Annotated in this window: 27 protein-coding genes; 19 read left to right on the forward strand and 8 right to left on the reverse strand. The window is 42.1% G+C overall.

Going from position 1 to position 23351, the window contains the following annotated elements; genetic code table 11:
- Positions 1 to 318 (reverse strand): response regulator, encoded by a 318-nt coding sequence (locus tag BGC07_RS14000; protein WP_069313605.1) that lies wholly within the window; start codon positions 316 to 318, stop codon positions 1 to 3.
- A gap of 147 nt (positions 319 to 465) precedes the next feature.
- Positions 466 to 1407: a 23S rRNA pseudouridine(955/2504/2580) synthase RluC gene (gene rluC, locus BGC07_RS14005; protein ID WP_069313606.1), complete on the reverse strand. Its 942-nt coding sequence runs from the start codon at positions 1405 to 1407 to the stop codon at positions 466 to 468.
- A gap of 418 nt (positions 1408 to 1825) precedes the next feature.
- Here rluC and BGC07_RS14010 point away from each other — a divergent pair, with 418 nt between their 5' ends.
- From BGC07_RS14010 to queE, 15 genes are all read left to right on the forward strand, one after another.
- A complete protein-coding gene (locus tag BGC07_RS14010) occupies positions 1826 to 4480 on the forward strand; it encodes an Rne/Rng family ribonuclease (RefSeq protein WP_069313607.1) in 2655 nt (884 codons plus the stop codon).
- Between the two features lie 64 nt (positions 4481 to 4544).
- Positions 4545 to 5162 (forward strand): phosphatase PAP2 family protein, encoded by a 618-nt coding sequence (locus BGC07_RS14015; RefSeq protein ID WP_235603249.1) that lies wholly within the window; start codon positions 4545 to 4547, stop codon positions 5160 to 5162.
- 102 nt (positions 5163 to 5264) lie between these two features.
- Positions 5265 to 6698 (forward strand): glutamate--cysteine ligase, encoded by a 1434-nt coding sequence (gshA, locus tag BGC07_RS14020; protein ID WP_235603251.1) that lies wholly within the window; start codon positions 5265 to 5267, stop codon positions 6696 to 6698.
- Between the two features lie 215 nt (positions 6699 to 6913).
- A complete protein-coding gene (gltX, locus tag BGC07_RS14025) occupies positions 6914 to 8314 on the forward strand; it encodes a glutamate--tRNA ligase (protein ID WP_069313608.1) in 1401 nt (466 codons plus the stop codon).
- Positions 8315 to 8322: 8 nt separating this feature from the next.
- On the forward strand, positions 8323 to 8844 hold the full coding sequence (ruvC, locus tag BGC07_RS14030; protein ID WP_069313609.1) for a crossover junction endodeoxyribonuclease RuvC: 522 nt from the start codon (positions 8323 to 8325) through the stop codon (positions 8842 to 8844).
- Positions 8841 to 9434: a Holliday junction branch migration protein RuvA gene (gene ruvA, locus BGC07_RS14035; RefSeq protein WP_069313610.1), complete on the forward strand. Its 594-nt coding sequence runs from the start codon at positions 8841 to 8843 to the stop codon at positions 9432 to 9434. The genes ruvC and ruvA overlap by 4 nt, the downstream gene beginning before the upstream one ends.
- Positions 9435 to 9492: 58 nt before the next feature.
- Positions 9493 to 10497: a Holliday junction branch migration DNA helicase RuvB gene (gene ruvB / locus BGC07_RS14040; protein ID WP_069313611.1), complete on the forward strand. Its 1005-nt coding sequence runs from the start codon at positions 9493 to 9495 to the stop codon at positions 10495 to 10497.
- Between the two features lie 261 nt (positions 10498 to 10758).
- Positions 10759 to 11298, forward strand: coding sequence for a protein TolQ (tolQ, locus tag BGC07_RS14045; protein WP_449421080.1), 540 nt, complete (start codon positions 10759 to 10761; stop codon positions 11296 to 11298).
- Positions 11299 to 11317: 19 nt separating this feature from the next.
- The gene (gene tolR, locus BGC07_RS14050) at positions 11318 to 11749 is read left to right on the forward strand and encodes a protein TolR (RefSeq protein WP_069313612.1); all 432 of its coding nucleotides are present in this window, start codon (positions 11318 to 11320) and stop codon (positions 11747 to 11749) included.
- Positions 11750 to 11751: 2 nt separating this feature from the next.
- The gene (locus BGC07_RS14055) at positions 11752 to 12294 is read left to right on the forward strand and encodes a hypothetical protein (RefSeq protein WP_069313613.1); all 543 of its coding nucleotides are present in this window, start codon (positions 11752 to 11754) and stop codon (positions 12292 to 12294) included.
- A gap of 132 nt (positions 12295 to 12426) precedes the next feature.
- On the forward strand, positions 12427 to 12918 hold the full coding sequence (gene tolA / locus BGC07_RS19585; protein ID WP_077216920.1) for a cell envelope integrity protein TolA: 492 nt from the start codon (positions 12427 to 12429) through the stop codon (positions 12916 to 12918).
- 15 nt (positions 12919 to 12933) lie between these two features.
- Entirely contained in the window at positions 12934 to 14268 is a 1335-nt protein-coding gene (tolB, locus tag BGC07_RS14065; RefSeq protein ID WP_235603252.1) for a Tol-Pal system beta propeller repeat protein TolB, read from the forward strand.
- A 33-nt stretch (positions 14269 to 14301) separates the two neighbouring features.
- Positions 14302 to 14940, forward strand: a complete 639-nt coding sequence (locus BGC07_RS14070; RefSeq protein ID WP_069313615.1) for an OmpA family protein — start codon at positions 14302 to 14304, stop codon at positions 14938 to 14940.
- Positions 14941 to 14960: 20 nt separating this feature from the next.
- Positions 14961 to 15842 (forward strand): tol-pal system protein YbgF, encoded by an 882-nt coding sequence (ybgF, locus tag BGC07_RS14075; RefSeq protein ID WP_069313616.1) that lies wholly within the window; start codon positions 14961 to 14963, stop codon positions 15840 to 15842.
- Between the two features lies 1 nt (position 15843).
- On the forward strand, positions 15844 to 16491 hold the full coding sequence (gene queE / locus BGC07_RS14080) for a 7-carboxy-7-deazaguanine synthase QueE (RefSeq protein WP_069313617.1): 648 nt from the start codon (positions 15844 to 15846) through the stop codon (positions 16489 to 16491).
- A gap of 22 nt (positions 16492 to 16513) precedes the next feature.
- On the opposite strand, the gene BGC07_RS14085 is transcribed toward queE, so the two are convergent.
- Positions 16514 to 17317, reverse strand: a complete 804-nt coding sequence (locus BGC07_RS14085) for a PhoH family protein (RefSeq protein ID WP_069313618.1) — start codon at positions 17315 to 17317, stop codon at positions 16514 to 16516.
- A gap of 177 nt (positions 17318 to 17494) precedes the next feature.
- Between BGC07_RS14085 and BGC07_RS14090 the strand changes: the two genes are divergently transcribed.
- Positions 17495 to 17710, forward strand: coding sequence for a SlyX family protein (locus BGC07_RS14090; RefSeq protein WP_069313619.1), 216 nt, complete (start codon positions 17495 to 17497; stop codon positions 17708 to 17710).
- On the opposite strand, the gene xseB is transcribed toward BGC07_RS14090, so the two are convergent.
- Genes xseB through BGC07_RS22620 form a run of 3 tightly spaced genes read right to left on the reverse strand, consistent with a single transcriptional unit; the run spans position 17707 to position 19519 of the window.
- Positions 17707 to 17925 (reverse strand): exodeoxyribonuclease VII small subunit, encoded by a 219-nt coding sequence (gene xseB, locus BGC07_RS14095; RefSeq protein WP_069313620.1) that lies wholly within the window; start codon positions 17923 to 17925, stop codon positions 17707 to 17709. The genes BGC07_RS14090 and xseB overlap by 4 nt on opposite strands.
- Before the next feature lie 8 nt (positions 17926 to 17933).
- The gene (gene xseA / locus BGC07_RS14100) at positions 17934 to 19295 is read right to left on the reverse strand and encodes an exodeoxyribonuclease VII large subunit (protein ID WP_317135156.1); all 1362 of its coding nucleotides are present in this window, start codon (positions 19293 to 19295) and stop codon (positions 17934 to 17936) included.
- Positions 19253 to 19519, reverse strand: coding sequence for a DUF5710 domain-containing protein (locus BGC07_RS22620; protein WP_235603254.1), 267 nt, complete (start codon positions 19517 to 19519; stop codon positions 19253 to 19255). Before BGC07_RS22620 ends, xseA begins: the two co-directional genes overlap by 43 nt.
- A gap of 113 nt (positions 19520 to 19632) precedes the next feature.
- On the opposite strand from BGC07_RS22620, the gene BGC07_RS14105 reads away from it, so the two are divergent.
- Complete coding sequence (locus BGC07_RS14105; RefSeq protein ID WP_069313621.1) at positions 19633 to 20556, forward strand: ABC transporter ATP-binding protein; 924 nt, start codon at positions 19633 to 19635, stop codon at positions 20554 to 20556.
- Between the two features lies 1 nt (position 20557).
- The gene (locus BGC07_RS14110; RefSeq protein WP_069313622.1) at positions 20558 to 21334 is read left to right on the forward strand and encodes an ABC transporter permease; all 777 of its coding nucleotides are present in this window, start codon (positions 20558 to 20560) and stop codon (positions 21332 to 21334) included.
- Positions 21335 to 21337: 3 nt separating this feature from the next.
- Here the strand turns inward: BGC07_RS14110 and BGC07_RS23965 are convergent, their stop codons facing one another.
- A complete protein-coding gene (locus BGC07_RS23965) occupies positions 21338 to 21577 on the reverse strand; it encodes a GH25 family lysozyme (RefSeq protein ID WP_077216970.1) in 240 nt (79 codons plus the stop codon).
- Positions 21520 to 22005 (reverse strand): glycoside hydrolase family 25 protein, encoded by a 486-nt coding sequence (locus BGC07_RS14115; protein ID WP_158006952.1) that lies wholly within the window; start codon positions 22003 to 22005, stop codon positions 21520 to 21522. The genes BGC07_RS23965 and BGC07_RS14115 overlap by 58 nt, the downstream gene beginning before the upstream one ends.
- Before the next feature lie 554 nt (positions 22006 to 22559).
- Between BGC07_RS14115 and BGC07_RS14120 the strand changes: the two genes are divergently transcribed.
- A partial coding sequence (locus BGC07_RS14120; protein WP_139121766.1) for an MFS transporter occupies positions 22560 to 23351 on the forward strand: 792 nt, incomplete at its 3' end.

Genomic DNA, 23351 nt, shown 5'->3' on the forward strand with positions numbered 1-23351 from the left:
CTATAGTTTTGTCAAAGTTCTAAGGACAACTAAGACACTTTCTTTGTCGTAAGGCTTGAGTAAATAACCTTTGGCGCCGATAGAGATAGCTTCTTCGACTACATCTTCTTGGCCCATAGAAGTCGCCATAACAACCTGAGCTTCGGGATCAAACTCGATGATTTTTTTGAGAGATGTCATGCCATCTAGCTCTGGCATGACAATGTCCATCAGGACAAAGTTGGGTCGCAGGGTTTTGTATTTCTCAAACCCGTCATTGCCATTATGGGCGACATCAATAACATCGAACTCTGACCCATCAAGGAGGTTTTTTAGCAATCCCGTGTATAGTGTTTGAGTCGTCGACGGTAAGTACGGTGTACGTTTTGTCCACTTCTCTCCCCCCTTGTAAGGTTTAGGCGAAATTACAAGCTGTTACCTCATTATAGTTGAATAGTGCAAGATCCGACTAAAGTGAGTTTGGAGTTAATGCTTTTGTAGTTTTTTGATGCAGCTATCGAGTTCTTTAGGGTAGGGTGCTGTAATAGTGAGTTTTTTTTGATTTACTGGATGAGAGAACTGTATGGATATTGCATGTAAAAATAACCGGTTAAGGCCTAAATTTTGTTTTGCCCATAAATTTTCTTGATGAGCAGTATATTTATCATCGCCTAAGATGCCATGACCTTGAGATTGGGTGTGGACGCGGATTTGGTGAGTTCGACCTGTTTTTGGCCGTGCTTCGATCAAACTGGCTTGTTTAAAGCATTCTAAGCATTTGAAATAGGTTGTAGACGCTTTACCTTCTTCTTGGTGGACTCGAACAATGCGCTCACCTGAGTGGCGAGTATATTTTTTTAATGGCAAATCAACCTGCTGACAACGACGGGGCCAGTGACCATGCACGAGCGCATGATAATTTTTTGACACTTGATTCTTCTGGAATTGCTCATGTAGCGCTTTGAGGGCGCGGCGCTTTTTAGCAATAATTAAGCAACCTGAAGTTTCTCGGTCAAGGCGGTGAACGAGTTCGAGGAAGTGGGCATTAGGGCGCAATTGTCGAAATGCCTCGATGACGCCGTAGCTTAGACCGCTGCCGCCATGCACAGGGACTTTACTGGGCTTGTTGATAATGAGAAGTTCCTCGTCTTCAAACAGGATGTTGTTTTCTAAGTAGCTGATTGATTTGGTATTTAATTTTTGTTCTGGTGCGCGCTCGGCGATGCGAATAGGGGGGATGCGAACCACGTCACCCACTTCTAGGCGATAATGTGCCTTAATACGCTTTTTGTTGACACGCACCTCACCTTTTCTAAGGATGCGATAGACATGTGTTTTGGGGACGCCCTTGAGTTGGAGGATTAAAAAATTGTCGATACGGCGACCGGCTTGGTCGGCATCTATTTCAATAAAAACAGCTGTATTCATGCTTGTTGTGCTCAAAGTTAATCATATAATTCAGTCATAATTTATGCTAGTATACCAGCTTGGTGCTCGGGGCGTTATGTGTTTGAGTGCCTTGTTGCCAACGGCTAACGCTTCAATATAGTCGCTGTGTCGTTGGACACTACAGTTTGTCGTGAGCCTTAGAATGTTAAGGTATTTCACCGTGTGTTATTGAATAGAGCTGAGGAAATTTTGATTAAATTAATATACTTCAGTGAGATAGCACTCAAAATCGCCAGTAGTTTGTGAAGTTGGTAGCGAGATATTAAGCGCAGGTAGCAATGCTTATAGATATGAAGTGGCAAGGATGAGTCGCTTTAACAGGAATGAACTTTGCTAGTCACTATTTGGCACTTGTTATTTAGAGTTAAAAGAGTTTTAGAGGATATAAAATTAAATTATGAAAAGAATGCTCATTAATGCTTCGCAACCAGAAGAGTTGCGGGTTGCAATGGTCGATGGGCAGCATCTGTACGACTTAGATATCGAAACAGCAGGATACGAGCAAAAGAAAGCAAGCGTATACAAGGGACGAGTAACCCGTATCGAGCCAAGTCTAGAAGCTGCATTTGTGGACTATGGGGCTGACCGCCATGGTTTTTTGCCCTTAAAAGAAATTGCCCCCGAGTACTACCAAGCCTCGGCAAGCACAGATAAGCGTGGACGTGTTCATATCCGTGATGCTGTGCATGAAGGCCAGGAAGTCCTTGTTCAAATTGACAAAGAGGAGCGTGGCACCAAAGGTGCGGCACTCAGCACTTATATTACTTTAGCGGGTTGTTATTTAGTTTTGATGCCGAATAACCCTCGAGCCGGTGGGATTTCTCGCCGTATTGATGGGGATGAACGCGAAGAACTCAAGCAAATTTTAGAAAAGTTGAATGTTCCCAAAGATATGGGGCTGATTATCCGTACTGCTGGAATTGGCAAAAATTTTGAAGAAATTCAATGGGATTTGACAATTTTGCAAAAACAATGGCAGGCGATTCGTGCAGCGTTTGCACGGACAGCGGCACCATCGTTGATTTACCGTGAGAGCGATGTGGTATTGCGAGCAATCCGTGATTACTTGCGCCCTGGGGTCAATGAGATTGTTGTTGATGATCGTAGTGTCTATGATCGTATCGCTCACCATTTAAAGCAATTACGCCCTGATTATCTAAATCGTTTGAAGCATTATCAAGACCCTGTGCCTTTGTTTAGTCGCTTTAACATCGAAGGGCAGATTGAAAGTGCCTTTGAGCGTGAAGTGCGTCTACCTTCTGGTGGTGCGATCGTTATCGATCATACTGAAGCGATGATTTCTATTGATATTAACTCAGCTCGCGCAACCAAGGGCGGTGATATTGAAGAGACTGCTTTTAACACTAATTTGGAAGCTGCTGAAGAAACTGCGCGTCAATTGCGTTTGCGCGACCTGGGTGGCTTGGTGGTGATTGATTTTATCGATATGGTGCAGCCTCGTCATCAGCGCGATGTTGAAAATCGTTTGCGCGATGCCTTAAAAATGGACCGGGCGCGTGTGCAAACGGGGCGGATTTCACGTTTCGGCCTATTGGAAATGTCTAGACAGCGGTTGCGTCCTGCCCTCGGAGAGTCCAGCCAGCACGTGTGTCCACGCTGTAGTGGTCATGGTTACATTCGTGGGATAGAGTCCTTAGCGCTTGCTGTTATGCGCTTACTCGAAGAAGAAGCGATGAAAGGCCATCAAGGTCAGATCCAAGCTCAGCTTCCTGTAGAGGTTGCAACTTTCTTATTGAATGAGAAGCGTAGCATACTCGCACAGATCGAAAAACGCCATCGCGTGACTTTATTGCTGATTCCAAACATTAATTTGGAGACTCCACACTATCAGGTGATGAGAGTGTCGGATCAAACTCGAGATGATGCGGCAAGTTATAACTTGGTCAGTCAAGTGCAAGCGACTGAGGCATTGACGAAAGCAGCGGTTAAGTACGAAGAGCCTGTTGTTAAAGATTTGAGCTATGGCACGTCACCGAAGCGTGGTTTATTGAATAAGCTTTGGCAGTATTTGTCAGGAAGCAGTAATAGCACTGCAGCGCAAGAGTCGGCGAGCACAGTTGAGCCCATTCGCCCAGTGAAATCAAGTGTTTCCTCTCAGGACAGCAGCCATCGTGACCGTCGCCGCCAAGGTGGTTCTCAGCAGCAAGGCCGACGCAGCAGCCAGGGCTCAGCTCAACTTGCTGCAGCACCGACAAAAGGACAGAGTGCAAACCGCCAACGTCGTAATGAGAGCAATAAGGCGGGTGCCTCGTCACAGGCAGAACAGCAGGAGCGTCGCAGTAATAAATCTGAGGCGCGCAGGAAATCGGCTTCAGCAAATAAAGCAACAGCCCCAAGGCAAATGCATGCTGCGTCAACAGAGTCACCTCAACAGTGCAAGCCTGCAAAGATGGCATCTAGCAACGAAGCGAAGAAAAAGTCACAAGCGACTAATAATATGGTGGATGTTGCAGAGGTGAAAGCGGCGGCTCAAGCTACTAAAGCACCGGTTGAGAAGGCTTCATTGCCGATTGCTGAGCCTAAAGTGGTTGCGACTGCAGAGAAAGCATCTTTATCTTCATCAGTTGTTGTTGAAAAACAACAAGCTGAACAAGCATCAGTTAAAGTCGTTGATGCAATCATTGAAAAAGCTCCGGTGATGGAGGAAATTGTTCGTGCGCAGCGTCCTGAATTTACTCCGGTGAAGTCTCAAGTGGAAACTAAATCTGATGACAGTGAAAGTGAGCGGGTTGTGGATGTGACGATGACGCATCCGTACCACAGAAATGCGGGTGATCGCCGTTTAGAGCCTTGGCGTTCGGCAGCATCGCAAGCATCTTCCATCGCGAGCATTCAACAAGTTGAAACGGTGGCCTCTGGTGAGGGTCATGCCACAATGGCAGCTTCAGAGCAACTTCATCAAGGGCGCTCGCCTTTGCAGTGGCAAGAAAAGATGAAAGGAGCTCAAGTTTCGGCAGTGATCGAACAGATTCATCAGGTCGAAACAAACGTGATTGCTTCTGAAAACAAAGTGAATACTGACGTCCAGTAATCATTTTTTTACCTTAAAGCGCCCTGATTTATCGGGGCGTTGTTTTTTGTGGGGAAATATCATCATGCGACTAACAAAGTGTCGTTTAAGTCTACTTGCGATTTTTATTCTGTTTGTTTATGGAGCGAGTTATTTTTGGCTGGATTTACCCGTATTGCTCTTTTTTAAAGCACATACTCAAAACTTTTATCATTTAGCAGGCGTAATTAGTCATGCTCTAAGCCCGGCGCATTGGTTGATCTTTGCTGTCATTGTGGCTATTGGACAGTTTTTTTTACCAAAGCGCTTTATTCGACTGCGCGACTGTTTGCGTGAAATAGCGCTGAGTATTGTTATAGCGGCTGTTATTGGTGCTTTATTAAAATATGGCTTAGCTCGCTATCGACCCATAGAATTTTTCCAGCATCATCTGTATGGCTTTCATTTCTTTTCTATGAAACATGATTTAAATTCTACGCCTTCTGGTCACACTTTGGCTGTTTTTGCAGGTTTAATGCCTTTTGTTTGGTATTGTCGCCGTGCTTTTTTTCCGGTGCTTGTGGTTGGTGTTATCGTTATGTTAAGTCGTTTAATTTACTTGGATCACTACCTGGCCGATGTATGGTTAGGTGCTTGGGTAGGGATTGCGTCCTCTTATTTTGTTCATCATTATTATCAATCTCGTTGGGTGAATAAATCATAATTTAGCCCAATGGTTTTGCTTTTGTTCTTTCCAGTATCTTTGTTATGCTAGGCGGTTATGAGCAAACGATTATGTTCTGTATAAAGCTAAGGGTATTTTTCAGTGTATAAAAAGATAGTGCAAGTGATCCATGATGCTGATTTGAAAACGCTTGGCCCGATTTATCGTGGTTTAGAGAAAGAAAATATGCGAGTTGATGCAGCGGGCCATATTGCATTAACCGACCATCCAAAATCTTTAGGTGCAGCCTTGACCAATCCGTGGATAACAACGGACTTTTCGGAAAGTTTAGTTGAGATTGTGACACCTGTTGTTGATCGTCTTGAATCCCTTAAACAAGATGTTGCTGCTGTGACTCAGTATTGCTCGACTCATTTAAACAATGAACTTTTCTGGCCTGCGAGTATGCCAGGTGAGTTGAGTGAAAGTGATATTCGCTTAGCTTATTATGGTAAAAATAATTCGGGTAGAATGAAACAAGTTTATCGCCACGGCTTGGCACAACGTTATGGCAAGATTATGCAGATGATTGCCGGGATACACTATAATATTTCTTTTTCTAAGTCATTGCTAGAAAAGCTATGGCGTTATGATGGTGCTAGTTTATCCTTTGAGGATTATAGTGACCAACGTTATATGGGGCTCGTGCGTAACTTCTTTCGCTATAGTTGGTTATTGCCTTATTTATTTGGGGCATCGCCGATTGCAAGTGGATCTTCTGTTAGTGAATCGTTTGATTTTTTGCAAAAACACGGTAGAGACTTTGTTGGGAAATACTCGACGTCTTTGCGCTTAAGTCGTTTGGGTTACCAAAATAAAGGTAAAGACTTAATGGATATTTCTTACAATAGCGTGGGAGAGTATGCTAAAAGTATCTTGCAAGCGACGAAAACACCCTATGCGCCTTTTTCTAAGCTCGGTGTAAAAAGCAATGATCATAATTATATCCAATTGAATGATGCATTGCTGCAAATTGAAAACGAATATTATAGTACGATGCGACCTAAGCAACCGGCCGAACGTTGTAAGCGTCCTGTGGCGAGCTTGTTAGAAAAAGGGGTGAATTATATCGAGTTGCGGGCACTGGATTTAAATCCGACGGAGCCCTTGGGTTTTGAGCAAGGTGAACTTGAATTTGTTGATTTATTTCTATTATTTTGCTTATTAGTAGAGAGTCCAGAATTAAATACTGAAGAATTGGCCTGCGCGGAGCGGCGCTTACAACAAGTCGCTGAATATGGTCGTAAACCGAACTTTATGCTGACTATTCAAGGGAAATCTGTTCAGTTGCAAGAGGCTGGGGAGAAAATTTGTGATGCTTTAATGCCTTTAGCTGAGTGTTTAGATGCTGAAAGTGAGGGAACTCGTTATTTAAGTACTATAGAAAAGAATCGCAAGAAACTCACTGATGTGACATTAACGCCATCGGCGAAAATTATGAATGAATTTTTAGCATCGGGAAAAAAACTACACGGAATATATGTTGATCTATGCGAAAGAGCAGCGGGATTATTGGCAAAGCCAGCAGAAAAATGAGGCGTATTTCCAGAAATTTTCTGAGGAAGCGCAGCGATCTTTGCTTGAATTTGAAACGATAGAAAGTGCTGAGCAAATTCCTTTTGAAGAGTATTTAGCAAAATATTTTAGTCAAGGTTAAATAAAAAAGTTGGGGAATAACCAGGGGCTTGTTAGAATAGGTCACTTGTTATTTTGAGAGTTATTTTTTTAAATTAAAGATAGTTAGGTTAAGTATGAGTCAGGTTCGCACACGTTTTGCACCAAGTCCAACAGGCTATTTACACATCGGCGGTGCGCGTACCGCACTGTATTCATGGTTATATGCAAAAAAGCTCGGTGGGCGTTTTATTCTGCGCATTGAAGATACCGATTTAGAGCGTTCTAGCCAGGAGTCGGTTGATGCGATCTTAGACGGGATGAATTGGTTAGGCTTGAACTGGGATGAAGGTCCTTTTTTTCAGATGCAACGCATGGACCGTTATCGTGAATTAATTAGTCAATTATTGGCCGAAAATAAGGCGTATAAGTGTTATTGTTCGAAAGAGCGCCTAGAGGCATTGCGCGAAGAGCAGATGGCGAATAAACAAAAGCCTCGTTATGATGGTTGCTGTCGTAATTTAGCTGATGAAAAAGAAGGGCCGTATGTTATTCGCTTTAAAAATCCTCAAGAAGGCTCTGTGCTTTTTAATGATTTTGTTCGTGGTCCAATCGAGGTCAGTAATGGTGAGCTTGATGATTTGATTATTGCACGGACTGATGGCACGCCGACGTATAATTTTACCGTGGTTGTTGATGATATGGATATGAAAATGACCCATGTGATTCGTGGTGATGACCATATTAATAATACACCGCGGCAGATTAATATTTTTCATGCTTTGGGTGCGAATGTCCCTGAGTTTGGTCATGTGCCGATGATTTTAGGTGAAGATGGCAAACGTTTATCTAAGCGTCATGGTGCAGTCGGTGTTATGCAATATAAAGCAGATGGTTTCTTGCCGGAGGCGGTGATTAATTATTTGGTTCGCTTAGGCTGGTCTCATGGTGATCAGGAAATTTTTTCGATGGATGAGCTAATCGAGTTATTTGATGCAAAGGATATTAATAAAGCCGCATCGACTTTTAATACTGAAAAATTATTATGGCTTAACCAGCATTATTTAAAAGCTTTGCCATTAGCTCGAATTATTGAAGATTTTAAAGAGATGGCTGAATCTCGCAATTTAGATTTAAATCAAGGGCCTGAGCTGGAAACTCTCGTAGCAGTGCAGCGCGAGCGCGTGAAAACATTGGTTGAAATGGTGGAAAATTCCCGTCTTTTCTACGAAGATAATATTGAGCTTGATGAAAAAACAGCGAAGAAAAATTTGCGTCCTGTCGCATTAGTGGCGCTGGAAAAATTAAAAGAAGCCTTTGCTATTTGTGATTGGGATGAGGTGAGTCTTCATCAAGTTATAGAAGACACTGCAACTGCACTGGAGCTTAAAATGGGGAAAGTCGCTTTGCCATTACGCACGGCAATTACCGGAGGAGCAGGCACGCCCGCGATCGATGTAACCTTAAAAATGATTGGCCGTGAGCGAGTGGTTGCACGCCTTGAGCAGGCCATTGCTTATATCAACGCGCGTGGCTGAGTTGATTGATGGCGGTTATTTTAGGGATAGATCCAGGGTCGAGAGTGACGGGCTTTGGTGTTATTCGCTTTAAAAAAAACCGCTGCGAATACCTTGCCAGTGGCTGTATTCGTATGGGGACAGTGAGTCTAGCTGAACGTTTACAAAAGATATTTCAAGGCTTAAAAGAGGTCATCACGCTTTATCAGCCTGAGCAAGTGGGGATAGAAAAAGTTTTTGTTGGCCGAAATGTGGACTCCGCCTTAAAATTGGGTCATGCCCGTGGAGCGGCTATTTTGGCCGCGGTTGAGTTTGCTCTGCCGGTTAGTGAATACTCAGCCCGTCAGGTTAAGCGCAGTGTTGTTGGTTTTGGAGCCGCAGATAAAAATCAAGTACAACAGATGATCAGTGCCTTATTAAAATTAAATAAAGTGCCTTCTCAGGATGCTGCTGATGCTTTGGCTATCGCTATTTGCCATGCTCAAATGCAACAAGGTTTAATGCATATTCAAGAAGGAAATAAATTAGTGAAAGGGCGTATACGACCATGATAGGACAGTTGACAGGCACCGTTGTTGATGTTTCTCTAGACAGCTTAATTGTTGATGTCAGCGGTGTGGGTTATGAGGTTTTTGTTCCAGTGCCGACCTTGGCAAGTTATGGTGAAATAGGTCAACGTTTGACCTTATACACTCATTTGATTATTCGTGAAGATGCTCATAGTTTATATGGTTTTGAGGAACGTGCCGCGAAAGCACTTTTTCGTGTTTTGTTAAAAGCTAATGGTGTGGGGCCAAAATTAGCGATGGCCATTTTATCGACCATGAGCGTGGCTGAATTTATCCAAACAGTGACGTTGCAAGATATTACGGCATTAACTCGTTTGCCAGGTGTTGGCAAAAAAACAGCAGAGCGGCTGGTCATTGAACTTAAGGATAAATTAAGTCAATTTGAAAGTCAGGATATAGCCATTAAGGTTTCAAAAGTCAGTGTAAGTCGTCAACCTGTCTTGACTGATGCGATCAGTGCGCTTATTGCGTTAGGTTATAAGGATCCGGATGCTGAGAAAATGGCATCGACCGTTTATGAGGAAGGTCTCGCCTGTGAAGATGTGATTCGCCTCGCGTTAAAGAACAGTTAAGTTATACTGGTTAGAATGATCTGAATTATTTAAAAATAGAAGAAAATGAAGGGGTTGTATGGTTGAGCATGATCGGATCGTGACACTGTTAGAGCATCAAGATGACGAGCCTAATATTGATCGTGCGATGCGGCCTAAGTTTTTGGCTGACTATCAAGGCCAACCTGCGGTTCGTGAGCAAATGGAAGTCTTTATCCATGCTGCACGTAAACGTCAAGAAGCTTTAGATCATACTTTGTTATTTGGACCGCCCGGTTTAGGTAAAACAACATTGGCGCATATTATTGCGAATGAACTTGGTGTTAATGTTAAGCAAACATCGGGGCCAGTGATCGATAAAGCGGGGGATTTAGCGGCGCTTTTGACGAATCTTGAAGCTAATGATGTGTTATTTATTGATGAGATTCACCGACTAAGCCCTGCGATTGAAGAAGTATTGTATCCGGCGATGGAAGATTATCAAATCGATATTATGATCGGTGAAGGGCCGGCAGCACGATCGATTAAATTAGATTTGCCACCATTTACTTTGGTGGGTGCGACAACGCGTGCAGGCTTATTAACATCGCCATTAAGAGATCGTTTTGGGATTACCCAGCGTTTAGAGTTTTATTCGATTGAAGATTTGCAACAGATTATTTTGCGTTCTGCGCGTGTTTCGTCGATTAATCTAGATGATAGTGGTGCTCATGAAATTGCTAAGCGTTCACGTGGCACGCCGAGGATTGCGAATAGATTATTACGTCGAGTGCGAGATTTTGCTGATTTTGATGAAGTATTGCAGATTAGTGCAGAGATAGCAGCGAAAGCACTGGCCATTCTTGATATTGATGAACAAGGTTTAGATCTAATGGATCGAAAATTACTTGAGGCCATATTTGTTAAATTTGAAGGTGGTCCGGTGGGGGTTGATAGCTTAGCGGCGGCGATTGGAGAATCGCGTGATACGATCGAAGATGTTTTAGAGCCTTACTTAATCCAAATGGGTTTGATGATGCGCACGCCACGAGGGCGAGTGACGACATCGCATGCCGCTCACTATATTGGGCTAGAGACAATATAATTGTCGTATTTAACAGTATTTGAAAAAAACGTGTAAATATACATTACAGTGATCAAAATAAATTAGAGTTATATTATAGCGCATTAAAACCTAACGCTTGGGGAGTTATTAGGGTGGTTGGTCAGACGAACTTTATCGAGTTATTTTTGCATGCCAGTATTATCGTGCAGGCCGTACTTGTTATTTTATTATTAGCATCGGTTTTATCTTGGACATTTATCTTTCAGCGCGCCGATTTTTTTAAGACGAGCGGGAAAGCGTGTGCGTATTTTTGAAAATGAGTTTTGGTCAGGCGTTGATTTAGGGCAGCTTTACGATAAGATGCGCACCGAAGTACATAGTGATGGCTTAGCGAGTATTTTTAAGTCTGGTTTTCAGGAATTTGCCCGATTGTCTCGCCAAGAAAATATTGCTGCAGATGCGGTGATGGAAGGGACAAATCGTGCTATGCGCATCGCTCTCTCAAAAGAAACAGACAAACTTGAAAACCATTTGCCTATTTTAGCAACCATCGGTTCAGTCAGTCCCTATATTGGCTTGTTTGGTACTGTATGGGGAATTATGAGCTCGTTTCAGGCGTTAGGAGCGGTTGAGCAAGCGACTTTGTCAATGGTGGCGCCTGGTATTTCTGAAGCGTTAGTTGCAACAGCGATTGGTTTATTTGCTGCGATCCCTGCGGTGATTGGTTATAACCGTTTTACTAATCGAGTCGATCGTTTATTAAGCCATTATGATAATTTTCAAGAAGAGTTTGCGAGTATTTTACACCGTGAAGCCTACGCTAGACTTGAAAAAAAATGATGAAGAGTAGGAGCTAAAGATGGCTAGGCAACGTCGTCGCTTGATGGCTGATATTAATGTTGTTCCCTATATTGATGTGAGTTTAGTGTTATTAATTGTCTTTATGATTGCCGCTCCGATGCTGTCACAAGGTGTGAAAGTGGACTTGCCAAAGGCAACGGCGAATAAGATTCCACCCTCGAAGTTTAAGCCGATTGTTGTTAGCGTTGATCAGCAGGGGCATTATTATATTAATATGACACCCGATAAAAAACAGGTGCTTTCTAGTGAGCAGTTAGCGGTATGGGTAAAGGCTTCACTGAAGCGTTCTAAGTCAAATACTGTTTACGTACGTGCAGACCAAGGTGTTGATTATGGCAAAGTGGTACAAGCGATGGTGATTGCCCAACATGCAGGAGCTGGCAGCATCGGCCTGATGACGGATAATCAGCGACAGCAGAAGAGAACCTGACCATGGCAGAGAGGGTTGGTTATAAAACATCTTTACTAAAATCGCTGTGCATTCACGCATTGATTTTGGCGGGGTTTGCTGTTGCATTGCAAGCACCGGACACAGTGAGGCATTTTGCAGGGGAGGAGGCGAAAGTGGTCAAGGCGACCATGATTAGCCCAAAAGCTGTTGACCAAGCGGTGGCTGCAATGAATCAAGCCCACGACCAGCAAGTAGCGAAGGCGGTGGCCGAGAAAAAACAAGTCGATAAGCAACTATTACAAGCTAAGCAAGAGCGTGAAAAAACTCAAAAAATGCTCGAGCAGTTAAAAAAACAAAATGCATTAGCAGCTAGCAAGCGTGAACAGATGCTAAAAAGTATTGCAAGTGCAAAAGAGCAACAGCAGCAAGCACAGAAAAAACTTGAGCAAGCAAAAATCGCACAAAAAAGGGCCGCATTACAAGCCGCTAAAAATAAGGCTGAATTAAAGCAGCAAATTAATGCACTAAAGCGAGAGAAAGTCAAAGTCGAAAAGGCGTTGGCTGAAAAAAAAAGCGTGAATTAGAAAAAAAGCACCAAGCAGAAAAACAACGTAAGCGTGAGCAGGCGCGCAAGCAAGCCCTAGAGAAAAAGCGTACAGAAGAAAAAAAACGGCAGCAACAAGCTTTAGAGAAGAAAAAACGCGAAGCGGCAGTGGCTGCAAAAAAAGCGCCAAGCTAAAATTGCTGCTGAAAAGAAACGTCAAGCGAAAGAGGCAGCACGTCAGGCAAAAATTGCTGCAGAGAAAAAGCGTCAAGAAGCACTGGCCCGTTTAAGGGCAAATGCACAGTCAAGCATCGCAAATCAGCTAGCAGAAAATGCGAAAGCTGCTGCCGCACGCTCAGCACGACAAAAGTATGTTCAATCAGAGGTTGATAAGTACTCAGGTCTTATTCGAGCAACAATTCAAAGCCATTGGAATCAAGCAAATATTGACCCTAACTTAAATGCGCTTCTTCAAGTGCATGTTAATTTAAGCGGTGATATTCTATCTGTAAAAGTGGTGAAATCTAGCGGTAATACAATTTTTGATCGCCAAGCAAGGCTTGCTGTACTTAGTGCGGGACGTTTGCCAATGCCTACAGATAAAGATGTAGCGAAGCAGTTTTTAAGTTTTAATTTTCATTTTACGCCGCAAGGGGTGAGTTAGGTTGTGGAGGATGTAGTGGCTAGGGTATATGTTCAGCGATTATTAATTGCTTTGTCATGTTTGTTGTTAATGAGTTCTGCGTATGCAACGTTGACATTGAGAATTACGCAAGGGGTTGATCGACCGATTCCGATTGCTGTAACTCAATTTAGTCAAAAGAGCGTGATAAAGGTTGCGAGTATGCCCGATGGTATGGCGGCGATTATTCGTCAGAATTTACAAACCAGTGGCTTATTCGCAGTGCTTGATCAGGGTAAAATGCCGAGTCGATATGTCAACCCTACTCATGTACGTTTTTCTGCTTGGAAGGAGACGGGTGTAGAGTCGCTACTAGTGGGACAAGTGCAACCAGTTGCTGGGGGGCGTTATAACGTTTCTTTTCGCTTGCTGAGTGTTTTTGGGCAGCTGACTAGTCAGCAAATTATTGGGGAGCGTTATAAAAATATTCGTCCAGGCCAAATGCGTATGCTGGCGAATCATATTAGCGACTTGGTGTATCATGCTTTAACGGGCAAGCAAGGTGTTTTTGCAACACGTATTGCTTATGTTCAATTGGATCGTCAGCGTACGGCCTATCAATTATTAGTGGCTGATGCGGATGGCTATAATCCTCGTTCGTTATTAAAGCAGTCTCAGCCGATTATGGCTCCAACTTGGTCGCCAGATGGCCATTATTTGGCTTATGTGTCTTTTGAAGATAAAACCATGTCGATTTGGATCTCTGATTTGGTGACAGGAAAGCGGCGTAAAGTATCGAGTGTTGACGGGATTAACAGCGCACCGGCTTGGTCACCGGATGGTGGACGTTTAGCTTTAGCCTTAAGTAAAGCGGGTAGTGCTGAGACGAACATTTATGTCATTAATTTAAACACAGGCAAAAGAAAACAAATTACACGAGGTTATGCGATTAACACTTCACCGGCTTGGGCTCCTGATGGCAAAAGTTTAATTTTTACATCCAATCGCGGAGGTAGTCCGCAAATTTACCAATATGCATTTTCGACGGGGCAAATATCACGCCTTACTTATCAGGGGACTTATAACGCTGACGCTAAATTCTTGCCCAATGGCCAAGGGATTGTCATGATGCACAAAGTGGTTGAGAATAACCAAACACGTTTTAATATTGCCTACTTAAACTTAGAAACAGGTAGATTTCGTATCCTGACACATGGTTATAATGATGAATCTCCAACAGTAGCACCGAATGGTCAGATGATCTTGTATACCAAAGATCGTGGTGGTAATACGATGCTTGCAGAAGTCTCGCTAGATGGACGGGTACACTTAAATCTTCCATCGGGCAATGGTTATGTTCGTGCTCCAGCTTGGGGACCTTTCTCGTCGTAGTGGTGATAAAACTAAAATACAAAGGGGAATAAAATGGCTATAAAAACACTTACTTTTTTAGCACTAGGGGCGTCAACAGCGTTATTGGCAGGGTGTGCTTCAACGCCAGATCAGCACAGTAGTAGCGGTGGGCCTGGACCTTATGGGGATGGCAGTGCTTATAATCAAACCGCAGCAGGCTCTAGCTCTGATGCTAAAGCACAGGGTTTAGGGCAGTATGGTGATCGTTTTGGTGGGGAAAGCTGGGGCCAAAATGGTGCAGCGGCGAACGGTGGCGCGCTGGCTGGGCAGAATGCGGGGCCGCACGCTGAGCGTGCTAAAAAAGTGGTCTATTTTGGTTTTGACCAGTACTCAGTCGATAAGGTTGATCAGAATATTGTCCAGAAAAATATCAATTATCTCTTGAAACATCCAAACCAACGCGTATTATTAGAAGGTTATACCGATCCGCGTGGTAGTAGTCAATATAATTTGAATCTGGGCCAAAAGCGTGCAAATTCTGTAAAAGATGCGTTGCTTAGTGCTGGTGTTGGGCCAAAGCAAGTCAGTACGCTCAGTTACGGTAAAGAATGTTTAGCTATGCCAGGCGGAACGACGGAAGCTGACTTCCAAAAAGATCGCCGTGTTATTTTTAATTACAATATGAGTTCAAAAGGTTGTAACCAAGGTTAAATTGGTTTGTAGGAGTTGATATGAGTTTGAGGCGTGTTTTAACCGTATGTAGTGGTGTGTTGGTGATCACCTCATCTTTTGCCGCGGCCCCTGTGGAAAGCTTAGGTGCGGGCGTGACGCCCTCAGGCCAGGCGTATTTTCCTGCGCCCCCTCAAACTCAATCTCAAAGCATAGAACAACCGGTTTCTGCTTCAGCTTCTCAAAGTTATGGGCAGAGCCAAATATTGACAGTTCAGCAGCAATTAACAAAGCTGGATAACCAGATTAGTTTATTATTACCACTGAAAAATCAATTGCAATATTTGCAGCAGCGTGTGGACCGCTTGCAAGGTGAAGTGGATGAGAAAAATTATAAAATCAGCCAGTTGAAAAAAGAACTGCAGGCCATGTTTAACGGCATAGATAGCCGTATGCTGGTTTTAGAAGGCAGTACGACTAAGACTCAAGCAGCATCCGCCGCACATGCACAGACGGTTTCTGCCGCAGAAATCGATAGTAGCCACGCAGGAAATACACCGATTAATGCTAAAGAGCGTTATGCGTATCAGGCAGCGTATCAGCTATTAAGTGAGCGGAAATACTCTGATGCTGTGGTTGCCTTTGAGCGTTTCTTAAAGCTTTATCCAAAAGGGCCTTACACAGTGAGTGCCTATTTTTGGTTGGGTGAGATTTATATTATTGAAGGCATGCCTGATAAAGCGATGGTTGCTTTGCGTAAAATCGTTAAAAATTATCCTCATTCTGATAAAGCACCGAGTGCTGCTTATCATTTAGGAACTATTTATGTGGCTAATGGCGATGCTGAGCACGCTAAAGAAATGTTTATGAAGGTTGTGAAAGAGTTCCCTGATACAAAGTCAGCGCGCTTAGCAAAAGAGCAATTAAAGCAGTTGAGTAGTTAGTGTGAACAAAGACTCTTTACGTATTAACGAATTATTTTATTCTTTGCAGGGGGAGACCTGTACTGTGGGTTTACCTACAGTGTTTATTCGTTTAACGGGCTGTCCGTTGCGCTGTACTTACTGCGATTCAGCTTATGCTTTTAGCGGTGGTGACCGTTTGTCGTTAGATCAAATTATTGCTCAGGTTCAAGGCTATAAAGCGTGGCATGTGACTGTTTCTGGCGGGGAGCCTTTAGCTCAACCTGCTGTTTTTGAGCTGATGGCTCGTCTTTGTGATTTAGGTTATGAAGTGTCTGTAGAAACTAGCGGCGCTCTTCCTGTTAACAACATTGATGTTCGGGTGATGAAGGTGGTGGACATTAAAACACCAGGCTCAGGAGAGCAGCAACGTAATTTATATGAAAACTTTAAATATATTACAGCGAAGGATCAGATTAAGTTCGTGATCTGTCATCGTGAAGATTATGACTGGGCTGTCGCCTGTATGAGCGAGTACGACTTAACATCTAAGTGTGAAGTGTTATTTTCACCTTCATATGAGGAGTTAAAAGGGGTGGAGCTTGCTGATTGGATATTAACAGACCAGCTGAATGTTCGTTTTCAGCTGCAATTGCATAAGATCTTATGGGGAGATGTCCCCGGAAAGTGAGAGTAGTTAAACTCTCACTCTCTCAGCTGGTTGGCGTAAACGGATAGACAATCAAGTTGTCTTTTTTCACTTTCTTTTTCGGTGGCGGTGTTTGTCCTTTGTAAGCACCACTTTTGGCATAAAGATAGTCTTTAACAATGTGACTTCTAACGATGTCTTCGATTGTAAATTCAATGACTTGGCTTCGTTGCATCTGGTTGATCACATGAATGAAGTCATCAAATCCTGAACTGTCAGTGCGCCGATAACGCAAATCGTCTTGCTCAGTATCACCACAGAAAATGATGCGGCTATGATTACCCACACGCGTCATAATCATATCTAACTCTTCTAAACCCATATTTTGGCATTCATCGACGATGAGTAGGCTGTCGTGATAGTTTGTCCCACGCTGAAAGGATGTTGAGTAAAACTCAAGCAAGCCATATTTGCTGTAGGTTGACCACGCGTTTTTCATGTCCAGTAGTTCATTGACCGCATCGATAAAGACCTGTTTATAAGGTGCTTCTTTATCCTCAAGATCTCCTTTCAAGTAGCCTTGCTCGCGCGCAGGCACGGTCGAGCGGAAAAAAGCGATGCGAGAATAAGGGCTATCATAAGCAAGCAACGCCTGTAGAGCGAGGTAAGTTGCAAGGTATGTTTTCCCAGTTCCTGCAGAACCATGCGCAATAACAACTTCATTGCCGCTATTCCAGGCTTTGAATAATAGCTCTTGAGAGTCAGTTAATGCTTTGATTTGCTTCAGATAATGAGGTGAACGAAGATTAGGCTTTGAGTTTAGTGCACAGACTTCATCGTCGAATTGACGATTTTTCCGTTTCGCCATAGCAATCCCCTATGCTATTTTTCGATAGCTGCTAAGTGTCCAATAGTTACTGTCAATAATAAAAACCTCCCTATAATTTAACCTTACTCTAAAAATATATTATGATGAGCATAAAATCCAATCAAGGATTTACTTGATAAATTTAAAATTGTAGTAAAATTGCAGAGAGTTGTGTTTATGAGCCTTGAAAATCGATTAACTGAGCTGGAAACAAAGTTTGTATTCCAAGAAGATCTAGTGAGCCAGTTGAACCAAGTGATTATTCGGCAACAAGGCCAATTGGACCAGCTCATGGAAGAACTCAAACAGCTAAAAAGTAAGCTTGCAGCACAGTTTTCAGAGCAATCTTCAAACTTTAGTGACCCATTGCAAGAGCGCCCACCGCACTATTAACTTTCATCGTCTTCATCGAAGATATCCTGATATTTTTCAAGTTCAATGCGTACAGCTTCCAAGCGCTGTTTACAGGTTTTGTAAGCCTGGGAGGCACGCTTGATCATAGGGATAAGTTCGTCAATATCAGGCTCTGTTTGGGTGCGCAAGTGTTCTGCGACTTCTTTAAGTGTATTGTAATTATCTTGAAACTTTTTACTGGTTGCTTTTGTCATGATGATGGTCAGTCCTCGGGGTTGTGATTATTTGTGGTGCTAAGAATACCGTCTTTAAAGTGGATATTTAGGGTGTTATAGCCTGATGCTTGCTTGTAGCTTGTGATGTATTGATCGCCATGCTTGATATAACTAAAGCCACGTTGCAAGGTTTTTTCGGGTCCGAGCCCTAGAATGAATTGCATGAGGGACTCTGATGAGAATTGAGTTGTATTGGCTGTTTCTTTGCTGGTTTGAAGAATAAACTGAAAGTCTTTTCTGAGCTTTAATTGATATTGGTTTAGAGTGTAGTGAGTTGTTTGTAATTGCTGTTTATGGCTGTTGATTAAATGTATTTGCTTTTGTATTGCCTGCTTGCTGTGATGGGAAATATTTTGGCGGTATTTTTGTAATTGGTGAGCTTGTGTATTAATTACATTGATAGTGCTTTGCTGAATGTTATGGCGAGTATTATGAATATCGTTTTGGGTAAAATTATAAACTTTTTGAGTAAACTGTAAAACAGCTTTGGCATGCTGGTAAGCGGTCAGGGCATTATGAAAAATAGTTTGTAAAATATAATGAGAGACTTTAGATGGCGTATCGAAGCTGCGCTGGGCGATTTCATCTAAGATCGTATGATCTCGTTCATGACCGATACCAACGAAAATAGGCAGAGTGCTTTGGCAAAGCTTACGCGCTAGTTCTAGCTCATTAAAGCCTGCCAGATCGGTCTTCGCACCACCACCGCGAATAATAATAACTGCATCATAGGGCTCTGAGTGCTGATGTATTTTATCAAGTTGTGCACAAATACTCTCAGCAACGCTATGGCCTTGCATGGTCGCATAGAAATAATCAAAACGGCAGAGCTTGGCTTGGGCCAGTCGATCGGCTTCTTGGCGAAAATCACCCAAGCCTGCGGCGGTTTGTGAAGAAATTACCGCAATACGAGTGAACTCACAGGGTATTGTTAACATGCGATTATTATCAAAGATCTGTTCACTTTGTAATGTTAAGCGGATTTCATTGAGCTTGGCTTCGAGTGCACCTAGGGTAAAGTGAGGGTCAATTGCATGGATATTGAGGCTAAAACCATAACGGCTGTGAAAGTGAGCTGAAACTTGGACGAGTAACTTCATGTCCGCACAGGGTGGTGCTCCTGTGGCTTGTATAAAAGGTGCCAGCACATGGTGAACTTGACGAGACCATAATGTCGCATTGGATTTTGCTATGATTACATGGCCGTCATCTTGCTCTATGAGTTCAGTATAAATGTGGCCGTTTTGATTCTGGCGCCATTCGCTGACTTCACAGATCACCCATTGGGGTTGATCAAAGCTATTTTCTACGGCTTGTTGAATCGTTTGTAGGTAGTGGCTGAGCTGTATGCCTTTAGATTCGTTATTGTTAGCGCCATTATTCCCACTATTAGAATCATGGCCCTTTTCTTAGGGGGGGCGGCGGCGTTTTTAAGCCAGCGTGTAAACGGATCTGTATCAACATGAGGGAGAATATACCAAGAGCGTGCGCTCGGGTCCCAACGTGCGCCCAGGCGTTTGGCTTCATCTTTTTCTGCAAAAGGCACGTTTAAGTAAACACGCTGCGTATTCATGAGGTAACTCGCTGATGTTTTAACTGCCTTATTGTAAATAGCTCTTGGCAGAATGCCAACTTTTGAGTTATTGCAGTGCTCTTTCTAAGCTTATAGAACAAGGAGGGACGACAATGACTGATCATGCATTATCTGTAAATGGCCTGACAAAAATCTACCCAGGTGGCTTTGAAGCATTGGGTGGTATTGACTTTCATGTCTCTAAGGGTGAGTTTTGCGCTTTACTCGGTCCGAATGGTGCGGGTAAATCAACAACAATTAATATTGTTACAACACTATTACCGGCAACTACAGGGCAGGTGTTGATTTTTGGGCATGATATTCAAAAGGAGGCGAGTGAAGCCAAACGCTTAATTGGCTTAGTGCCGCAAGAATTTAATTTTAATATGTTTGAAAAAATAATCGATATTTTACTTGCCCAAGCCGCTTATTATGGCATCAAGCGTCAAGAAGCTAAAAAACGCGCAGAGGCTTATTTAAAAAAGTTAGGTCTATGGGAAAAGCGTTATCAGCGTGCTAGAACCTTATCGGGAGGGATGAAACGGCGATTAATGATCGCTCGAGCGTTGATTCACCACCCGAAATTATTAATTTTAGATGAACCAACGGCAGGTGTTGATATTGAGTTAAGAAGGTCAATGTGGGAATTTTTAAAAGAAATCAATGAAACTGAAAAAATAACCATCATTTTGACAACGCATTATTTAGAAGAAGCAGAAAAGCTATGCCAGCAAATTATTATCATTAATCAAGGAAAAATTGTCAGAAATTCAGACAAGAAAAATCTATTAAAGAGTTTAGAGATAGAATATTTTGTGATTACTTTATCTAAACCTTTACAATCTGCTCCTGAATTAAATGGTTATACAACGAGTTTAGACCATGATGGCAATTTAGAAATTGGTGTGCAAAGTGGCAAAAATTTAAATAGTGCGTTTGAGCAATTATCGAATTTAGGTGTTCAAATACTCAGTATGCGCAATAAACATAATCGCTTAGAAGAATTATTTTTACAATATACAGTGAGGGAAGGGTAAAATGGAATTGCAATGGATTGCATTAAAAGGGTTAATCTATCGAGAACTAGAACGCTGTTTTAGAATTTGGCCGCAAACGTTATTACCACCCATTATTAATATAACGCTTTATTTTATCATTTTTGGAACAATTTTAGGCGATAAAATTGGTCAGGTTGAAGGTTATAGCTATATCCAATATATTATTCCAGGACTCGTTATGATGTCGATGTTGTTAAATTCTTATAATAATGTTGTATCGTCCTTATTTGGCGCACGTTTCCAAGGGTTTATTGAGGAGATGCTTGTCTCACCGATGAAGCCTAGTATGATTTTACTCGGCTATATTACAGGAGGAGTCATGCGTGGTGTAGTCGTCGGTTTTCTGGTGCTGATTGTCGCCTTGTTTTTTACTTCGATTAAAATTCACCATATAGGTTTGACGATTATAGTCGCTGTTTTAGCGACAGTTTTATTTTCAGCTGCAGGCTTTATTAATGCGGTATTTGCTCGCAAATTTGATGATGTGACGATCATACCAACTTTTGTAATCATGCCGCTCACTTATTTAGGAGGTGTTTTTTACTCTGTTAGTCATTTGCCCGAATCGTTACGTTGGCTTTGTTATATGGACCCTATTTATTATGTCATTAATGTTTTTCGCTATGCAATTTTAGATATACAAGAAGTTAATTTTTGGCTGAATATGTCAATATTAAGTTTGTTTGCTGCTTTTGTTTATAAGTTTTTCTTATTACTTGCTATTAAAAGGGAAGGTTCAAGCACTATAGTTTTATAAAATTTAATTTAATTTTTTGTTTACTTTTATTGAATAGTCTTCGAGTTTGTCTGCATCGCCATTAAAGAGGTTTAAGTCAACGGGTGACTTGACGCCAGGAACCTGTGCTTTACTAGAAATTTGCCAGAATGACCAATTATCCCAGGGCTTAGGTAAAACGGGTTTTTGGCCTTTTGTATAGTTTGCTACCCAAAGATCATAGCTTGAAAAAACATGTGTACTTTTTTCAAAAAAGATTGCCAGAAATAATAGTTCGTATAAATAATTGGCTCGTCCCCTGTTTTGCGTTTAACATGATCTATAAAAGCCTGAAGTTGTTTAGTATATTCTTTTGGAGAGACAAAACGGGTGGTGCGAGCGCTTTCGACATCAACGACGAGGGGTAAGTCTTCTTCATGATATTTACCAACGGTATTAATTAAATGTTGAGCTTGGGCGCTACCACTGATGTGACCATGGAAAAAGTGATATGCGCCACGGGTGATGCCATGACGTTTAGCTTGTTGCCAATTGTATAAAAAGTAAGTGTCCGTTGTATTGACCCCTTCTGTCGCTTTAACAAAGACGAAGTCAATTTGTTCTCGCAACTGAGGCCAGTTGACCTTGCCCTGATACTTAGAAACATCAACGCCATAGGCATTATCGGGGAAAAGCTGTTGAACTTTTTTCAACTGCTTGTGCTCTTGGCTTGCAAAAGTAGATGAAACTACGGCCAGATAAAGCCAAAAAAAATGCAATAACTAGATTAACTGTATGATACTTAATGTTTTTATTGTTATTTCTGCTACGCATAAGCTAGTTGGACTCCTGATTGAGCCTGAATGCCCTGTTAGACCCATCTTTCTGAAAGTAGTTCTGGGGCTTTACAAGTGGGTTGCAAAGGCGGTATAGTCTTGGGGATAGAGTTAATTTTGAGATGATTGGAGAGGACAATGCTGGTAAAACAATACCGTTATTTTGTTAACTCTTCTTTCTGTTACTTCCCTCATTTTTTCTGCACGTTCGTGTTGTTGCTAATCTGAAAATTACCGCAAGACAATATAACCCTTTAATTATTATATTATTTGTGCTTAGAGATTAGTAATGTATTTGAAAATTTTTTAATTTATTCCACAGCCTGTTGCCGTTAATCAAATTTAATAGCAATGACTTGATTAATAACTCGCTTTTATTTTAGGAGTAGCTGCTGTGGAGCAGAGTATGATTACCTCAAAAAAAATTTAATATTTCATATGGTTGGTATGTTTGGAGTATTGCTGCACTTTTTTATGCCTATGAATTTTTCCAACGCATTGCGCCAAGTGCAATGGAATCTGGAATCGTTGGTTCTTTTCATATTAATGCGAGCACGTTTGGTCTTTTAGGCGCCGTTTATTTTTATGCGTATGCCATCGGCCAAATTCCTGCTGGGATTTTATTTGATCGCTATGGGGTTCGACGAGTTTTTCTTGCTGCAACGGCGTTGGTGACGGTTGGCAGTGTGATTTTCTCACAAGCCCATTCATTATTTTATCTTGAATTAGCCAGGGTCTTTATTGGCTTTGGCTCGGCCTTTGGCTTTATCGGCTGCTTGAAAATCGCATCGATTTATTTTTCTTCTGAAAACTTTCCTTTGGTTGTGGGTTTGACGAACACTTTAGGGATTATCGGTGCTTTGTTTGCTCAACAGCCCTTTACTCAGTTGGTTGAAAACTATGAGTGGCGATACAGTATGGAAATTGCTGCTATTCTCGGCTTGGTTTTATTTGTGATTTTTTTAGTAAGCATCTGGGATGTCCATAAAATAAAATTTAAAAATAGTAAAAATAAAAACTATAGAAATAATGAGAATGAACAGTTTAACTTTTTAGCACTTAAGAGCGTATTGAGTCACCCTTTAACTTGGTTGATTGCGATGATTGCAGCGCTTCGTGTGGTGCCGGTGATTAGTTTTGGTGAACTCTGGGCGCTACCCTTTTTACGCCAAGGCTATGGTTTTAGTGCGGATGATGCAGCAACGATTACTTCATTTCTTTTT

The sequence above is a fragment of the Piscirickettsia litoralis genome (assembly GCF_001720395.1).
GTDB lineage: Bacteria > Pseudomonadota > Gammaproteobacteria > Piscirickettsiales > Piscirickettsiaceae > Piscirickettsia > Piscirickettsia litoralis.

Coding starts and splice junctions, on each gene's coding strand:
- ybgF (WP_069313616.1), top strand. CDS start 14,961: ATGAGTTTGAGGCGTGTTTTAACCGTATGTAGTGGTGTGTTGGTGATC.
- rluC (WP_069313606.1), bottom strand. CDS start 1,407: ATGAATACAGCTGTTTTTATTGAAATAGATGCCGACCAAGCCGGTCGC.
- BGC07_RS14010 (WP_069313607.1), top strand. CDS start 1,826: ATGAAAAGAATGCTCATTAATGCTTCGCAACCAGAAGAGTTGCGGGTT.
- tolR (WP_069313612.1), top strand. CDS start 11,318: ATGGCTAGGCAACGTCGTCGCTTGATGGCTGATATTAATGTTGTTCCC.
- xseB (WP_069313620.1), bottom strand. CDS start 17,925: ATGACAAAAGCAACCAGTAAAAAGTTTCAAGATAATTACAATACACTT.
- BGC07_RS14055 (WP_069313613.1), top strand. CDS start 11,752: ATGGCAGAGAGGGTTGGTTATAAAACATCTTTACTAAAATCGCTGTGC.
- BGC07_RS14085 (WP_069313618.1), bottom strand. CDS start 17,317: ATGGCGAAACGGAAAAATCGTCAATTCGACGATGAAGTCTGTGCACTA.
- ruvC (WP_069313609.1), top strand. CDS start 8,323: ATGGCGGTTATTTTAGGGATAGATCCAGGGTCGAGAGTGACGGGCTTT.
- BGC07_RS14070 (WP_069313615.1), top strand. CDS start 14,302: ATGGCTATAAAAACACTTACTTTTTTAGCACTAGGGGCGTCAACAGCG.
- gltX (WP_069313608.1), top strand. CDS start 6,914: ATGAGTCAGGTTCGCACACGTTTTGCACCAAGTCCAACAGGCTATTTA.
- ruvA (WP_069313610.1), top strand. CDS start 8,841: ATGATAGGACAGTTGACAGGCACCGTTGTTGATGTTTCTCTAGACAGC.
- BGC07_RS14105 (WP_069313621.1), top strand. CDS start 19,633: ATGACTGATCATGCATTATCTGTAAATGGCCTGACAAAAATCTACCCA.
- BGC07_RS14090 (WP_069313619.1), top strand. CDS start 17,495: ATGAGCCTTGAAAATCGATTAACTGAGCTGGAAACAAAGTTTGTATTC.
- ruvB (WP_069313611.1), top strand. CDS start 9,493: ATGGTTGAGCATGATCGGATCGTGACACTGTTAGAGCATCAAGATGAC.
- BGC07_RS14015 (WP_235603249.1), top strand. CDS start 4,545: ATGCGACTAACAAAGTGTCGTTTAAGTCTACTTGCGATTTTTATTCTG.
- BGC07_RS14110 (WP_069313622.1), top strand. CDS start 20,558: ATGGAATTGCAATGGATTGCATTAAAAGGGTTAATCTATCGAGAACTA.
- BGC07_RS22620 (WP_235603254.1), bottom strand. CDS start 19,519: ATGAATACGCAGCGTGTTTACTTAAACGTGCCTTTTGCAGAAAAAGAT.